Source organism: Bacillus cereus group sp. BfR-BA-01383 (assembly GCF_022663495.1).
GTDB lineage: Bacteria > Bacillota > Bacilli > Bacillales > Bacillaceae_G > Bacillus_A > Bacillus_A cereus_AU.
The window spans coordinates 1-16,391 of sequence record NZ_JAKUFP010000054.1 but is presented as its reverse complement, the minus strand read 5'-3'; the positions used below and the strand labels follow the sequence as shown (position 1 = coordinate 16,391).

Below are 16,391 nucleotides of genomic sequence, written 5' to 3'. Positions count from 1 at the left end.
GTTCAAGGCAACACAGGTGCTACTGGTGCCACTGGGCCTCAGGGTATTCAAGGCAACACGGGTGCTACTGGTGCCACTGGACCTCAGGGGGTTCAAGGCAACACAGGTGCTACTGGTGCCACTGGGCCTCAGGGTATTCAAGGCAACACGGGTGCTACCGGACCTCAAGGTGCTCAAGGTAACACGGGTGCTACTGGCGCTACAGGACCTCAAGGGTCTCAAGGTAACACGGGCGCTACTGGTGCCACTGGACCTCAAGGCGTTCAAGGTAACACAGGTGCTACCGGTATCGGAGTTACCGGGCCTACTGGACCTTCTGGCGGGCCCACTGGACCTACAGGGCCTCAAGGTGTTCAAGGTAACACAGGTGCTACTGGTGCCACTGGACCTCAGGGGGTTCAAGGCAACACGGGCGCTACTGGACCTCAAGGTGTTCAAGGTAACACGGGCGCTACTGGACCTCAAGGCGTCCAAGGTAACACGGGCGCTACTGGACCTCAGGGGGTTCAAGGCAACACAGGTACTACTGGTGCCACTGGACCTCAAGGTAATACGGGACCAACTGGTGCTACTGGCATTGGCGCTACAGGTCCAACTGGCCCTACTGGAACTAGCTTCCCTGTAGCGACAATTGTTGTAACAAACAACATTCAACAAACAGTACTTCAATTTAATAACTTTATTTTTAGTACCGCAATTAACGTAAACAATATTATCTTTAACGGCATAGATTCAGTTTCTGTTATTAACGCTGGTATTTATGTAATTAGCGTATCCATCTCTACAACTGCACCAGGTTGTGCTCCTCTGGGAGTTGGAATTTCAATAAATGGAGCAGTCGCAACTGACAACTTCTCTTCAAATCTAATAGGCGACTCACTTTCATTTACTACAATCGAAACATTAGCAGCTGGTGCACGTATTTCTGTCAAATCTACCCTAAACGAAATTACAATTCCTGACACAGGCAACACTAACATCCGTCTTACTGTATTTAGAATCGCTTAAATTTCACTATTTATTATTTATGACAAACAAAAAAAGAGCGAGAAACTCGCTCTTTTTTTGTTATGTACAATAATTCATTACTACTCTAATTCAATTGAAACATTTTTTTGAGGTACAAATGTAGAAATTGCATGTTTATAAATAAGCTGTTGCTTACCTTCTGTTTCCAGTAGGACTGTAAAATTATCAAATCCTTTAATTAATCCACGAAGCTGGAAACCGTTTAATAAGTACAGCGTAACAAACGTATTCTCTTTACGGAGTTGATTTAAAAACTGATCTTGAATATTGATTGATTGCTTCATGTCGAATCCTCCTCTTTTTCTCTACTTACTATTATTCGACTTTAATTGTAACTTTCCTTCTATGTATCGTAAAATTTCTGACGTTTTTTCACCATCTGTAACATCAAACCACGTGACATCCATTTTATTACGGAACCACGTTAATTGACGCTTTGCATAACGGCGTGAATTCGTCTTTAATTGTGATACCGCTTCTTCTAAAGAGACACGATTCTCAAAATAATCATAGATTTCTTTATACCCAATCGCTTGAATAGATTGACAATCTCTTATCCCTCTATTATACAGCCCTTCTACTTCCTCTAATAGGCCTTGTTCCATCATCAAATCAACTCGTAAGTTAATGCGATCGTATAGCATTACTCGATCCATTGTCAAGCCAATTAATGACACATCATAGAGTAACTCTTTTTCTTGTTTCTCAATTTGGTCACTCATCTTTTCGCCCGTCGTGTGGAAAATTTCTAACGCCCGAATGACGCGTCGCACATTATTTGCATGAATACGCTCTGCACTTTCTGGATCTACTTCTTGCAATTTTTCATGTACATATTCCACACCACGTTCTTGAGCTAGCTTTTCCATTCGCTCTCGGTATATAGCATCACCAGCATCATCTGTAAATTGATAATCGAATAAAACAGATTGTATATAAAGACCGGTTCCACCAACTATAATTGGTAATTTACCACGCTCTGTAATCTCTCGAATATGCTTACGAACACGTTCTTGAAATTCTGCGACGGAAAATGAATCTTCCGGATCTTTTATATCAACCATATAGTGTGGAATTCCATCCATCTCTTCTTTTGTCACCTTTGCAGTTCCAATATCCATCGTGCAATAAATTTGCATGGAATCACCACTAATAACTTCACCGTTCAACGCTTTTGCAAGATCGATACTTAACTTCGTCTTCCCAACAGCAGTTGGCCCAATGATGACAGCAACTTTTTCACGTTGCATTTCTCCCATATCATTCAACTCTCTTTATGTAATATACTCCATCTATTGATTATATCCAATCTTAACAATTTTAACGGTACGATTGCAAGTTCTTTCATATCGGTACATGAAATTTCATGTTAAAAAAAGAACATAGTTTGTCCAATTCTGCATATACATGATAAAAAAATAGCTTTGAGAGGATGAGTTGACTATGAAACAATCCACCATCAATTTTTCATCTTTAACAAAAGACCTCATTTTAGCCACTGCTACAAAGGAACACAATTGTTCACAAGAGGAATTATACTTCGCTCTAAATTGTTTGTTACGTTCTTTTCATTCTACACTCCAAGAAACAACGTTACACCCAGAAAATAAAAATACAGAGTATATGCAAACTCAATTTTGCAGTGCATATAAAATTATTACAGGTAAAACTATTTATCCCTTTCAATAATCCATAAAAAGCGGTTGCTTTCATATTTTCAAGCAACCGCCTTTTATGTTAATACATATACACTACTCTATAACTTTCACTTTTACAGATTTACGTCCCCAGCTATTAGCACTACCATCTGAACCTACTAATACATCAATACGATTTCCTTTAATCGCACCACCAGTATCTCCAGCAATTGCTTCTCCATATCCTTCTACCCATACTTTCGATCCAAGTGGAATTACTTTCGGATCAACAGCGATTACTTTCATGTTTGGATTTGCTGTTAAATCATGCCCCATTGCAGTTAGTACACGACCACCATATGAACCATTCTCACTTGGATCTGCTGTATACGCTGTCGCTTCTACAGTTATTTCACGACCACCGGCAGGCGCACTAGTTTCAGTAGATTTCGCAACTGGTTGCGCAGCCGGCTTTGCTTTTGCTACAGGTTTACTCGATTCTACATTCTTAACAGATTCTTTACTCTTAACTGCTGTATTATTTTTAACCGACGTATTTACTCTAGCCGGTGCTTCTTCTTGAGCTACGACTACTTTCTTTTCAATCACAGGTGCCGTTCCTGTTAAAAATGGCACGTGAACATATCCGACTTTTCCATTGTAGTCGAATTGTAACCATTCATTTTGAACTTGATTTGTCGTTTCAATCACATCATCTTTATTAAGTTTGCCAAGAATTTCAGAGTCAGTATTCGCTCCAGCACGAACATTTAATACGCTCGCCGTTACATAATACGTACTTTTCGTAAATTCAGCACTTACAAACGCTTCTTTACCATCTAATTTAATTTTTGTCCAGCCATTTTCTGTATTTATCACATCTAATTTATTTCCACTTAACATTTTACCTACAAGCTTTGACTCTACAGTTGGGTTTTCTCTAACATTTAATACATCTGTTGTTACAATCGTTTCTGCTTTCGCAGAACCTGCAAAAATCCCAAGACCAAAAACTGCTGCTGTTGCTATACCTAATAATTTTTTCATGAATAGCCTCCATTTGCTTTGTTTTCGTATTTTTATTATAGCAACAGATTTTTTGGTTTTTTAGAAATCACACAATTACAAAGCATTCGTAATATACGATTAATGAGTTGCAACATAAATTTCCATATTATTGGAGTGCATTTCCAATAGAATCCCCAATAGTTTTCATATATTTTCCACATACAAGCACTAGATTTTTTTCCAAAAAAAAATTACAGTATTACTTTTTTGTTACAAAAAATTCACATTTCATTACATCTTTTACCAAAAAACATCGTTCTCCAATTATTAACCTACTTTTTTGTAATAAAAAAGAGCAGCTAATAGCAGCTGCTCCTTTTTCATTCGTTATTTAACTTTCTTTTTCCAAATCCCCATCATAAGAGCCGAAACAACTGTCCCAATTAATATAGATAAAATATATAGTAACGGTTTATTTACTAATGCAATAACAAACAACCCACCATGTGGTGCCGGTAATGTAATTTGGAATAACATAGATAACGCACCTGCAATACTTGAACCAACAACACAACTTACAATTACTCGAACCGGATCTGCAGCTGCAAATGGAATCGCACCTTCTGTAATAAACGACGCTCCCATAATATAATTTGTTAAACCTGATTTACGTTCTGCTTCAGTAAACTTCGATTTAAAGAATGTAGTTGCGAATGCAATCGCAAGCGGTGGTACCATACCACCAGCCATAACTGCTGAGTGCACACCAAAGTTCCCTGCTGAAATTGCAGCGATACCAAATGTAAATGCTGCTTTATTAATTGGGCCACCCATATCGATTGCCATCATACCACCTAAAATTAAACCTAATAGTATAGCATTTGTGCCACCTAAACTATTTAACCAACTCGTTAACATTTCATTTAACGCAACTACAGGTGGATTAACTACTTTTAACATGATAACACCTGTAATTAATAACCCCAATACCGGATAAAGTAAGACCGGTTTAATCCCTTCTAACTGCGCCGGTAAACTTGAAAATAACTTTTTCAAACCAACAACAACATATCCAGCTAAGAAACCAGCAATTAATCCGCCTAAAAATCCAGCATTCGCTTGTGCTGCTAAAAATCCACCGACAACACCAGGCATAAAACCAGGTCGATCAGCAATAGAACTTGCAATAAATCCAGCTAGAATTGGTACAAGGAATAAGAAGGCTCCTTTTTCTCCACCGCCAATAGCCATTAATATTTCAGCAATAGGGCCTTCTGCCTTAATTCCACCGAACATAAATGCTAGCGCGATTAAAATCCCTCCACCAACAACGAATGGAAGCATATTACTTACACCGCTCATTAAATGTTTATAAATTCCTAATCCTTTTTCTTTCTCTATACTTTCTGCCTTCCCATCCTCTTTTACCCCTTTAAAGATTGGTGCATCTTGTTTTACAGCACGATTAAGAAGGATTTCCGTTTTTCTAATCCCATCAGCGACTGGCACTTGAATGACATGTTTTCCAGCAAAACGGTTCATTTCTACTTGTTTATCTGCCGCAACAATAATCGCTGTTGCACGCTCAATATCTTCTTTCGTTAAACCGTTCTTTACACCCGTTGATCCGTTCGTTTCAACTTTAATCGCAATCCCTAACTCTGCTGCTTTTGCTTTTAAACTATCAGCAGCCATATATGTGTGAGCGATACCAGTCGGACAAGCTGTAACAGCTAATACATATGGTTCATTTCCTTCTGGCTTTGCAACTTCAACTTCTTCTTCTTCTTTTTCATTCTCTTTTTCATCAAATAAACGAAGAAGTTCCTCTTCATCCTTTGCTTCTAATAATTGCTTGCGAAATCCTTCATCCATTAATAATGTAGATAAGCGAGACAATGTTTCTAAATGAGTATTATTCGCCCCTTCACTCGCAGCGATCATAAAGAATAAATGTGCAGGCTGTCCATCAAGCGATTCATAGTTGATACCGCTTACACTTCTACCAAAACAAATCGCTGGTTGCTTAACAGCTTTTGTCTTCGCATGAGGTATAGCAATACCTTCCCCAATTCCAGTTGTACTTTGTGACTCTCGCTTTAAAATAGCTTCTTTAAATTCAGCTTTACTATTTAAACGATTTGCTGCGTTTAATTTCTCAACTAATTCATCTATGACAGCTTCTTTATTTGAAGCTGTCAAATTCATAATGACTGTATCCCTTTTTAATAGTTCTGTAATTTTCATATGCTACTCCCCCCTACCGCTTAGCTACCATTACTTGCGACAATAGTTCTTCTACTTTTTCCTTTTCACATAAATCCGCCGAAAACGCTGTTGCACTCCCTGTTGCAACACCATATTGAAATGCTTTTTCAATATCTTTTGTCTGTTCATATTTACCTACAAATCCAGCAACGAGGGAATCTCCTGCCCCAACCGAATTAATAACGACACCTTTCGGAACAGTTGCTTCATATATACCGTCTGCTGTAAATAATAAAGCTCCATCTCCTGCCATTGAAACGATGACATGTCCTACACCTTGTTCAATTAACTTTCTTCCATACGGTAAAATGTCTTCTACTGTTGAAAGCTGTACTCCGAACAACTCACTAAGTTCATGATGATTCGGTTTTATTAAAAATGGTTTATTTTTAATTACATGCTGCAGCGCACTACCACTTGCATCTACTACTACACGAATACCTTTTTCTGCTCCAAATGCTGCGATTGATTCATAAAAGGTAGTCGAAATAGAAGCTGGTACACTTCCAGCTAATACAACACAATCTCCGGGTTGCATACTTTCAATTTGTTTCATTAATTGCTCGAATTGCTCATTTGTCACAATAGGACCTTGCCCATTTAATTCTGTTTCTTCTTGCCCTTTTATTTTCACATTAATTCGAGAATCTCCGTCTACTTGGACGAAGTTTGTTATTACACCTTCATCATGTAATACATCTTTAATAAATCCACCAGTAAATCCACCAGTAAATCCAAGCGCTACATTTTCAACACCTAAACGATGTAGAACACGAGAAACATTAATCCCTTTCCCCCCAGGAAACTTCATATCTTTCTCTGCTCGATTTACTGTTCCTAAATTGACAGAATTAACTTGTACTACATAATCAATAGATGGGTTTAAAGTAACTGTATAGATCATTGTTTATCAGCCTCAATTACATTGGTTTGTCTTTTATATTTTTCTAAATCAATTTCTACATGATTTGTAATAATACTTGCATCTTCAACATTTGCAATTTTCGCAAACGCAGCTTCTGAAAATTTACTTTCATCAATTAAGAAATATCCTTCATTCGCTAATGTTAATGCCATTTGTTTTAAAAGTGCCTCTTCTGGATCTGGCGTTGTAAAACCAAGCTGTTCATGTACACCATTCGCTCCTAAAAAACATTTATCAAAACGATATTTCTGCATACTTTCCTGCGCCATAGCACCGATTAAAGCTTTCGTCCTACTCTTCATCATCCCGCCTAGTAAATATGCACGAATATTATTTTCAACTAAAGCTTCAATATGCATAAGCCCATTAGTTACGACAGTAACATCTTTATTTATTAAAAATGGAATCATTTCAAATGTTGTACTTCCTGCATCTAAATAAATGCAATCACCTTGTTCAACAATGCCAGCCGCATACTTAGCAATTTGTTGTTTTATATGAATGTTTTTGGATGATTTTTCAACCATCGTCGGTTCCTGTCCTTTTCCTGTTAAAACAGAGGCACCACCATGAACTCTTTTTAATAACCTTTGTTTTTCCAATTGCGCTAAATCACGACGAATTGTCGATTCAGAGCTTTCTGTTCTTTCGACTAATTGCTGCAATTTAACAACCTTCTGTTCCTTTACAAGTTGCAATATCATTTGATGACGTTCAGGAGTTAACATTTTCTTCACCTCTTCTTTGATTACAGTATAATGAAAACGATCACAAAAATCAACCATAAACAGTCAAAAATAATCACAAACAGTCAAAAACATTTATAAATAACAAAAAGAAACCTATTTGATACAACAATCAAATAGGTTTCTTCTCTCTATTCACTTATAAAGAAGCTTTATATATATTTAGAACATCATCTTTATTTAATATTTTAAAGTTACCAAATTCACCATAAGCCATCGCTTTATCCGCCATTAAGTCAATTTCATTTTCCCCAATACCGTAATCAGCCAGTCTTACTGGTGCTTCAATTGAAGTCCAGAATTGACGCAGTGCCTCAATTCCTTCTAGCGCAATTTCTTTATCCGCTTTTCCTTCCGTTTCTATATTGAACACACGCACAGCAAATTGTTTAAAACGATTCACATTTTCATCTAGAACATGTTTCATCCAATTTGGGAATAAAATTGCTAAACCGCCCCCATGCGGTATATCATGAACAGCGGAAACTGCATGCTCAATATTATGAGTTGCCCAGTCTCCTTTTACTCCCATCGCTAAAATTCCATTTAACGCCATCGTGCCGCAATATAAAATTGTTTCCCTATGCTCATAATTTTCTAGATCATTTAACAGCTTAGGAGCTGTTTCAATTACTGTTCTTAAAACAGACTCACAATAACGATCTTGTAGTTCTGTATTTGTTCCATGGTGGAAATATTGTTCTAATACGTGCGACATAATATCTACCATACCGTAAATTGTTTGATCTTTCGGTACAGATGCAGTATGAACTGGATCTAAGATCGAAAACTGCGGGAAAGTAACAGGGCTACCCCATCCGTACTTTTCATTCGTTTCCCAGTTTGTAATTACAGATCCTGCATTCATTTCAGAGCCCGTCGCGGCAAGAGTAAGAACAGTACCAAATGGTAACGCCTCACTAGCAAATGCTTTCTTCGTTACAATGTCCCATACATCTCCATCGTACTTACTACCAGCTGCAATTGCTTTCGTACAGTCGATTACACTTCCTCCACCAACCGCTAAAATAAATTCAACATCATTATCTTTGCAAATTTGAATCCCTTTCTTTACAGTTGATAAACGAGGATTCGGTTCAACACCTGTCAATTCAAATACTTCCGCATTTATATCTTTTAAAATAGAAATTACATTATCATAAATACCGTTTCTTTTAATACTTCCTCCTCCGTATACGAGAAGAACTTTTTTACCAAACTGTGGAATTTCGGTTTTCAACTGTTCTAACTGTCCTTTACCGAAAATAAGTTTCGTTGGATTACGAAATACAAAATTTTGCATATCCCTTTACCATCCCTTCTATATGAAAAACAACTATACTTTTATATACCATATTTTTTTCATATCACAAAAATATTTGCTTAACAAAAAAGTCCCAGCCTAAAGGCTGAGACTTTTTATTGGTAATAAGGTGAGATCATTAGGTAAACAATAACACCAGATAAACTTACATATAACCAAATTGGCATCGTCCAACGTACAATTTTACGGTGACGTGTTAATTGATTTGTAAAACCAAATACAAGTGCGAACAATGCAAGTGGTACAATAATTGCCGCAAGGAAAATATGTGTAATTAAAATGAAGAAATACACATATTTAATGAATCCTTCTCCACCGAAATGCGTTGCTGGCGCCAAGTAATGATACGATAAATATGACACACAAAATAATAAAGTCGTTGTAAATGCTGCAAGAATAAAACCACGGTGCATTTTTACGTTCTTTTTAATAATAGAGAATAAAGCTGCTAATAAAAATACAAACGTAAAACTATTAAAAATTGCATTTAACATTGGTAAGATAGTTACATCAAAATGTAATTCTCCTTCATAGCCAACAGGTCCAAAGAACAAAAATAAAATAATCGCGTTTACAATTACAGAAAGCGTTATCACAATAGGAGCATAGCTTTTCTGATTTGTTGATTGATCCACCAAATTGGTCACTCCTCTTCTTTCAAATATGTATAATTAACCTCACTATTTTAACATATTATTCACGGTGTAAATGTGACAATAGTTTGACACAGTAAGACAGGGCAAAGAAAAAATCCTTCTTAACAATACTTCTTAAGAAGGATTTTATCGCTTTATTATTCAAATAGCAATGCGATTAGTTTTTGTTAAAAAACGTACTGCTATATGCTTGAAAAATTTCAGACACTTGATATCCCATTAATGTAATTGCTGTTAATGAAAAGAAACCAATCATAAGAAATCGAAACCACATGTAAATCTCCTCCTTGTATTTAGCTTAAAAAACGTTCGCTATATTACAAGTTGAGTGGCACTCTTCATCATCACTTTCCTTTTTCTTTACAATCGCTGTTATAAAACGAATCATAAAGAAGATAACAAAAGGAATTTGTTCATCATTTCTATTGGCATAGTTTAGCAACGGCTCACGTTGCAACTCGAACGGGGATGAGAAAGAATAGAACATACCTTGCTCTTCCACATATACGATTATAATTTTCATACAAAATACTATCCCAAGAAACGAAACAATATCTTGCCATTCTGTCGTATATAACAGGTTATACAGATCTAATACGTACTCTTCCATCATCATCCCCCCTTCCTTTTTTACCATTCTGCTCTCCTTCATATAAAAAGTCAAGAAAAAAGTGTATTTCCACTATGACAATAGTAATTATTTATTTCTTTACTTATATATGAATCTTTTCTAGCAATGATTGGATGTAACTTTCTTGTTTTAATTATTATTTTTCTTCAATACAAATACTGCAAGTTCAGGTACACTCCAAAATCTAACAGGCATTCGAGTTGTCCCAATACCGCGATTTACGTATAAATATAACGGCTTACCCTTTCCTTCTAATTCATACATTCCTTCAACGTACTTCTCAGCTAATTTTGTCGTAATTAAAGGACCTACAAAAGGAATTTGAACTTGTCCCCCATGACTATGTCCTGACATTTGAAAATCAACTGGATAACGATCTACTTCGGCTACGACATCCGGCTCATGTACTAATAACATATTGAAATCTTGTTGTTTCAAGTTTTTTAAAGTCGAATCTATTTGTGGCTTCCCTAATAAGAAATCATCCAAACCTGATATTGTAATATACTTGCCGTTTTCCACTTTAATTTTCTGCACTTCATTTACTAACACAGAAAAACCAGCTTCCTCCATATATTTTTTATAAAACAAACTACCACCGCCCCCTCTGTCATGATTTCCGAATACAGCATATTTCCCTAGGGGGGCATGAATTTTCTGCAAGATACCTTTCGCTTCTTCTCTTTCCGCATTATAAGATCCAAACTTATCTATTAAATCTCCCGTAAAAACTACTATATCTGGACGTAGCTCATTCATTTTCTCTACTAAGTTATCCAGTTGTTTCAATGAAAATTCTGGTCCTAAGTGTACATCTGAGAATTGCAATATTCTTTTATTATTAAACTCTTTAGGAATCGTAGCAGCTTCTATTTCATTCCATGTGACTGTTACTAGTTTTCGTTCTATTTCTGTCGCATAGAAATACAAACTTACTGTAATCATTACTATACTTATACAACTAATAATAAATATCTTTGATGTTGATATTTTTTGTTCTTTCTTCACACGATGAGTATTCATGTTTTCACCTCTAGAAGTACTTTAAATCCTTATTGTTACATTAATGTGACAACATGAACAATGTTAGTTATCTCCAATTTCACCCACTAACTTTGACAAACTTATACAGAAGTCATAACATATTTTTATAATACATAGATTTTCCACAAAATTCTTTCATTCATTCCATCACAATATTACGGAGGGGTTATTCATGTCTGTATATACACCAGAAGAAATTACAGAACTTGCTGCTAATTCTGGAAGAAAAAAAGCTCATTTATCATTACTCCCTATGCTAATTCTCGGTTTCTTTGGTGGTGCTTTTATAGCATTTGGGTATTTACTTGATATTCATGTTATTGGGACAATGCCAAAATCTTGGGGATCATTTACTAGTTTTATAGGTGCTTCCGTCTTCCCTATCGGTCTTATACTCGTTATTCTTGCGGGAGGTGAATTAGTAACTGGCAACATGATGACCGTTTCAATGGCGTGGCTTCATAAAAAAATTGACTTATTTCACTTAGTACGAAATTTAGTTATTGTTACGTTTAGCAATTTCATAGGCGCTGTATTCGTTGCTTATTTTTTCGGTCATATCGTCGGCTTAACAGAGGGAGCTTTTCTAGCGAAAACAGTATCTATTGCACAAGCTAAACTACAAGATACACCACTGCAAGCCTTCATTTCTGCAATTGGATGTAATTGGCTCGTTTCTTTAGCTGTTTGGCTTAGTATGGGAAGCAAAGAGTTTATCGGAAAGATTATCGGTATTTGGTTCCCAGTTATGACATTCGTTGCCATTGGCTTTCAGCACGTTGTAGCCAATATGTTTGTCCTTCCAGCTGCCATTTTTGCTGGTCATTTAACTTGGGCTGAATATTTTCCAAATTTCATTTTTGTTTTCTTTGGCAATTTAGTAGGAGGTATGTTATTTGTAGCATTACCTTATTTCATTTCTTATAATAAGAAACTATCTTCCACTACAGAGAAGACTGAAATAAAGAACAAATCTGTATCCGCTTAAATTGAATGTCTATAAAGTGATCCTAAAAAATATTACAAATTTCATTTTTTTCGTGAATATATCTACGTACACTTGTTCTCGAATGTTTTATACGTTATAATAACAACTTAAATAGCATTATTTACATATGAGGTGAAAAACATGAATAAAACAGAATTAATTAAAAGCGTAGCACAAAATGCTGAGATTTCTCAAAAAGAAGCTACTGTAGTTTTACAAACTGTAGTAGAATCAATCACTAACACTTTAGCTGCTGGTGAAAAAGTACAACTTATCGGATTCGGTACATTCGAAGTTCGCGAAAGAGCTGCTCGTACAGGCCGTAACCCACAAACTGGTGAAGAAATGCAAATCGCAGCTTCTAAAGTACCTGCTTTCAAAGCTGGTAAAGAACTAAAAGAAGCTGTAAAATAATGAAAAATAGCCTTCTCATTTATGAGAAGGCTATTTTTTTCATAACATAATTAATAAAAAACTGACCATTATGCTGTTTCTTTTGTTCCTTTATGCAAATATAACCTTTCCTTTCAAAGAATGGTTTTGCTGTAATACTCGCCTCTGTATATATATCCCTATGCTGCAAGTTCACTGCTTCTTCTTCTAACTTCTGTAGTATATAAGAAGCTATTCCTTTTCCTTGATAATCTTTATGTGTAAACAATCGATCTATGTACTGCTCGTCATTATAATCTCCAAATCCCACTATCAAACCATTATTATCCGCTACATAACTGATATTCTTTTCTAAAGACTGTAACCAACTTTCTCTATCTAGTCGCTTTGGTGCCCATGCCTGTAACTGTAACAAGTTATAATCTTTTACATTAACCGTATGAACTGTTTCATAGAACAATTGTAATACTTGTTCTAAATCCCCCTTCTGGAATGTTCTAATTATAATACCTTTAAACATATGTAATTCTCCTTATCAAGCTAACTCTTTTTTGCATTTATTTTAAAAACAATTTTTCTCCAATACACAATTCAATAATTCTGCTATAGTATATCTTTTTCTTTTTATACGAACAAAACACAATACTTATTCAAAGTATTGTGTTTTGTATAAAAGCATATTCAATTACTCTATAAATTTTAATTTTTATTTTTTTAATTTCACTCTTTGTAATCGTAATGCATTTAATACGACTGATACAGAACTAAATGCCATCGCGGCTCCAGCTACCCAAGGTGCTAAGAAACCAAGCGCCGCAATTGGAATTCCTAAAGCGTTGTAAGCTAATGCCCAGAATAAATTTTGTTTAATATTTCTTATCGTCATTTTACTCATATAGATCGCATCTGCAATACTATTTAAGTCACCGCGGATTAACGTAATATCCGCTGCTTCCATCGCTACATCAGTTCCTGTTCCAATTGCCATACCAATGTTGGCTGTAGCAAGAGCAGGAGCATCATTAATTCCGTCTCCAACCATCGCTACTTTCTTACCACTAGCTTGTAGTTTTTTCACTTCTTCCGCTTTTCCTTCTGGTAATACTTCTGCAATGACATGATCAATACCAACTTGCTTAGCAATTGCCTGAGCAGTTTGTGTATTATCCCCTGTAATCATAACGACATCTAGACCCATTTTCTTAAGCCTTGCGATAGCTGCTTTTGAAGTATCCTTTACAGTATCTGCAACAGCAACTATTCCAGCATACTCCTTATCTATCGCTATTAACATTGCTGTTTTTCCTTCTCGCTCTAGTTCTTCCATCGATTTAGTAACTTCTTCAATATCAATATTAAACTTCTTCATTAATCGACGTGTACCAATTAATAATTGTTTTCCTTCGACCACTGATTCAATACCGAATCCAGGAATTGCTTCAAACGTTTCTGAACTTGGAATATCAATTCCCTTTTCTTTAATTCCTTCTACAATTGCTTCTGCAAGTGGGTGTTCAGAATTTCTTTCTGCTGCACCGACTAATTTTAATATTTCCTTCTCTTCAAATCCATCTGCTACAATTATATCTGTTAATACTGGCTTTCCATTTGTTACTGTACCCGTTTTATCCAGAATAACCGTATCTAATCGGTGCGTTGCTTCTAAATGCTCTCCACCTTTAAATAAAATGCCATACTCAGCTGATCTTCCTGATCCCGCCATAATAGATGTAGGTGTCGCAAGACCTAAAGCACACGGACAAGCGATAACAAGTACTGCTATCATTTTCTCAAGTGCCCCGCCAAAATCACCAGGTGTAACAAATATCATCCACACCGCAAATGTAATAATAGCAATCACAACTACAACCGGTACGAAAATACCTGAAATTTGATCTGCAACCCTTTGAATAGGAGCTTTTGAACCTTGAGCCTCTTCTACTACTTTAATGATTTGAGCTAATGCAGTGTCTCTTCCTACCTTAGTTGCTTTAACTTTTAAAAATCCATTTTTATTCATTGTAGAACCGATTACTACATCTCCAATCGTTTTATCAACTGGAATACTTTCACCCGTCAACATCGATTCATCTATTGCTGATTTCCCTTCTACTATTTCTCCATCTACTGGAATTTTTTCACCCGGTTTCACATAAACGATATCACCAGCTACTACTTCTTCGATTAAAATTTTCATTTCTGTTCCATCTCGCACAACTGTAGCAGTTTTCGCCTGTAATCCCATCAATTTTTTAATAGCTTCTGATGAACGTCCCTTTGCTTTTGCCTCAAATAATTTCCCTAAAATAATTAATGTAATGAGGACCGCACTCGTTTCAAAATATAAATCTGTCATATGTTCTGATGAACCAATGGATTGAATACTTAAATATACACTATAGAAATAAGCTGCGGACGTTCCAAGTGCCACGAGAACATCCATGTTAGCACTTTTATTACGTAACGCTTTATAAGCACCAATATAAAACTGTCCGCCAATGATAAATTGAACTGGAGTTGCAAGAGCTAGCTGCACCCAAGGATTCATAAGCATATCTGGTAAATAAATAAAAGATGTAAATGAGAAATGACTCACCATTGCCCACAATAACGGGAATGATAAAATAAACGAAATAATAAACTTCTTCTTTTGACGTTCAATTTCTTGTAAACGATGGTCTGTTGATCCATCTTGCTCATCTGATTTCACTTCTAATTTATACCCTAACTTTGTAATGGTACTTTTCATTTCGCCTACATTAATTTCATCTGGATTAAAGTCTACCGTTGCCGATTCTAAAGCGAAGTTAACCGTCGCTTTGTTCACACCATCTAACTTATTTAAACGCTTTTCAACTCTATTCGCACATGCTGCACACGTCATTCCTGAAACAGTAAACTCAGCTTTATCACTTACAATACTATATCCTAACGATTCAACTTTTTCTTTAAATTGTTGCGGATTTGTTTTAGTTGGATCGTACATTATTTTTGTTTTTTCAAGTGCAAAATTTACATTTGCATCATGAACACCTTCTACTTTTTTCAGGCCTTTTTCAATTCTATTTGCACATGCTGCACATGTCATTCCTGATATTTGAAGATTGGCCTCTTTTTGTTCATTCATGTCTCTCACCTCTATATACCCTTATGAGGTATAATTATTAGCAAAATAAATCGTACTTCGTTTAAAGTACGATTTATTTCCGTATCTAAAAATAATTATTGAACATCATATCCTTGATCTTCAATGACAGCAACGATATCTTTTAACGTTATGACTGATGAATCAATAGTAACTTCAACAGTTCCTTCTGCTAATTGAACTTTCACTTGTTCAACACCGTTTAGTTCTTTCACATTACTTTCAATAGAATTTACACAATGGCCACAAGACATACCTTCAACTTTTAATGTTAACTGTTCCATTTAAAATCCTCCTCTTGTTTCTTCATTGTTTGTTAATCACAACTACATCTTACCATACCCCCCTAAGGTAATCAATGGTTTTGTATCACGATTTTAAATTTTTTCTAAAATCTTTATTTCTTTACTCCAATTATGAATTTGGAATGCATTCTCCATAAACAAAAAACCAAGCTAGTCTAATTTGAAGTGAACCCCGAAAACGGGACACCTATCAAAACACCTAAACCATCTGTTCCCTATATTCTTTAGGGGATAGGTGGTTTAATTTCTCTTGAATTCGCACACAATTGTAGTAATGAATGTATTCTAGCAC

At 35.8% G+C, this 16,391-nt stretch carries 18 protein-coding genes; 4 read left to right on the top strand and 14 right to left on the bottom strand.

What is annotated here, in order from left to right; all coding sequences use genetic code 11:
- On the top strand, nt 1–1,008 hold a 1,008-nt coding region (locus MR065_RS25595), incomplete at its 5' end, for a Gly-Xaa-Xaa repeat protein (RefSeq protein WP_242215527.1).
- Between the two features lie 80 nt (nt 1,009–1,088).
- Here the strand turns inward: MR065_RS25595 and hfq are convergent.
- On the bottom strand, nt 1,089–1,313 hold the full coding sequence (gene hfq / locus MR065_RS25590) for an RNA chaperone Hfq (protein ID WP_000813896.1): 225 nt from the start codon (nt 1,311–1,313) through the stop codon (nt 1,089–1,091).
- Between the two features lie 21 nt (nt 1,314–1,334).
- A complete protein-coding gene (gene miaA / locus MR065_RS25585) occupies nt 1,335–2,288 on the bottom strand; it encodes a tRNA (adenosine(37)-N6)-dimethylallyltransferase MiaA (protein WP_242215526.1) in 954 nt (317 codons plus the stop codon).
- A 184-nt stretch (nt 2,289–2,472) separates the two neighbouring features.
- On the opposite strand from miaA, the gene MR065_RS25580 reads away from it, so the two are divergent.
- Nucleotides 2,473–2,718 (top strand): hypothetical protein, encoded by a 246-nt coding sequence (locus MR065_RS25580; protein ID WP_097902864.1) that lies wholly within the window; start codon nt 2,473–2,475, stop codon nt 2,716–2,718.
- Between the two features lie 62 nt (nt 2,719–2,780).
- Here MR065_RS25580 and entD read toward each other — a convergent pair whose 3' ends face one another.
- The 8 genes from entD to MR065_RS25540 form a co-directional block, all read right to left on the bottom strand.
- Nucleotides 2,781–3,713 carry a cell wall-binding protein EntD gene (entD, locus tag MR065_RS25575; RefSeq protein WP_242215525.1) on the bottom strand — a complete coding sequence of 311 codons (933 nt, stop codon included), beginning with the start codon at nt 3,711–3,713 and terminating at the stop codon, nt 2,781–2,783.
- Between the two features lie 348 nt (nt 3,714–4,061).
- Nucleotides 4,062–5,921 carry a PTS fructose transporter subunit IIABC gene (locus MR065_RS25570; protein WP_242215524.1) on the bottom strand — a complete coding sequence of 620 codons (1,860 nt, stop codon included), beginning with the start codon at nt 5,919–5,921 and terminating at the stop codon, nt 4,062–4,064.
- Between the two features lie 13 nt (nt 5,922–5,934).
- Nucleotides 5,935–6,846, bottom strand: coding sequence for a 1-phosphofructokinase (gene pfkB / locus MR065_RS25565; protein WP_242215523.1), 912 nt, complete (start codon nt 6,844–6,846; stop codon nt 5,935–5,937).
- Nucleotides 6,843–7,595: a DeoR/GlpR family DNA-binding transcription regulator gene (locus MR065_RS25560; RefSeq protein WP_098267794.1), complete on the bottom strand. Its 753-nt coding sequence runs from the start codon at nt 7,593–7,595 to the stop codon at nt 6,843–6,845. The genes pfkB and MR065_RS25560 overlap by 4 nt, the downstream gene beginning before the upstream one ends.
- Nucleotides 7,596–7,752: 157 nt before the next feature.
- On the bottom strand, nt 7,753–8,916 hold the full coding sequence (locus MR065_RS25555) for an iron-containing alcohol dehydrogenase (protein ID WP_098267795.1): 1,164 nt from the start codon (nt 8,914–8,916) through the stop codon (nt 7,753–7,755).
- A gap of 116 nt (nt 8,917–9,032) precedes the next feature.
- Nucleotides 9,033–9,575 carry a DUF420 domain-containing protein gene (locus MR065_RS25550; protein WP_000228313.1) on the bottom strand — a complete coding sequence of 181 codons (543 nt, stop codon included), beginning with the start codon at nt 9,573–9,575 and terminating at the stop codon, nt 9,033–9,035.
- A gap of 316 nt (nt 9,576–9,891) precedes the next feature.
- The gene (locus MR065_RS25545) at nt 9,892–10,230 is read right to left on the bottom strand and encodes a hypothetical protein (RefSeq protein ID WP_116733488.1); all 339 of its coding nucleotides are present in this window, start codon (nt 10,228–10,230) and stop codon (nt 9,892–9,894) included.
- Nucleotides 10,231–10,353: 123 nt separating this feature from the next.
- Nucleotides 10,354–11,247 carry a metallophosphoesterase gene (locus MR065_RS25540; RefSeq protein WP_242215522.1) on the bottom strand — a complete coding sequence of 298 codons (894 nt, stop codon included), beginning with the start codon at nt 11,245–11,247 and terminating at the stop codon, nt 10,354–10,356.
- A 193-nt stretch (nt 11,248–11,440) separates the two neighbouring features.
- On the opposite strand from MR065_RS25540, the gene MR065_RS25535 reads away from it, so the two are divergent.
- Together MR065_RS25535 and MR065_RS25530 are read left to right on the top strand one after the other, a co-directional pair.
- Nucleotides 11,441–12,256, top strand: coding sequence for a formate/nitrite transporter family protein (locus MR065_RS25535; RefSeq protein ID WP_242215520.1), 816 nt, complete (start codon nt 11,441–11,443; stop codon nt 12,254–12,256).
- A gap of 141 nt (nt 12,257–12,397) precedes the next feature.
- Nucleotides 12,398–12,670 (top strand): HU family DNA-binding protein, encoded by a 273-nt coding sequence (locus tag MR065_RS25530; protein ID WP_001043913.1) that lies wholly within the window; start codon nt 12,398–12,400, stop codon nt 12,668–12,670.
- 19 nt (nt 12,671–12,689) lie between these two features.
- Here the strand turns inward: MR065_RS25530 and MR065_RS25525 are convergent, their stop codons facing one another.
- The 4 genes from MR065_RS25525 to MR065_RS25510 form a co-directional block, all read right to left on the bottom strand.
- Nucleotides 12,690–13,169: a GNAT family N-acetyltransferase gene (locus tag MR065_RS25525; protein WP_242215519.1), complete on the bottom strand. Its 480-nt coding sequence runs from the start codon at nt 13,167–13,169 to the stop codon at nt 12,690–12,692.
- A gap of 186 nt (nt 13,170–13,355) precedes the next feature.
- A complete protein-coding gene (locus MR065_RS25520; RefSeq protein ID WP_242215518.1) occupies nt 13,356–15,776 on the bottom strand; it encodes a heavy metal translocating P-type ATPase in 2,421 nt (806 codons plus the stop codon).
- A 95-nt stretch (nt 15,777–15,871) separates the two neighbouring features.
- Nucleotides 15,872–16,078, bottom strand: a complete 207-nt coding sequence (copZ, locus tag MR065_RS25515; RefSeq protein WP_242215517.1) for a copper chaperone CopZ — start codon at nt 16,076–16,078, stop codon at nt 15,872–15,874.
- Nucleotides 16,079–16,298: 220 nt separating this feature from the next.
- The coding region (locus tag MR065_RS25510) for an IS3 family transposase (RefSeq protein ID WP_242215529.1) at nt 16,299–16,391 on the bottom strand (93 nt) is incomplete at its 5' end.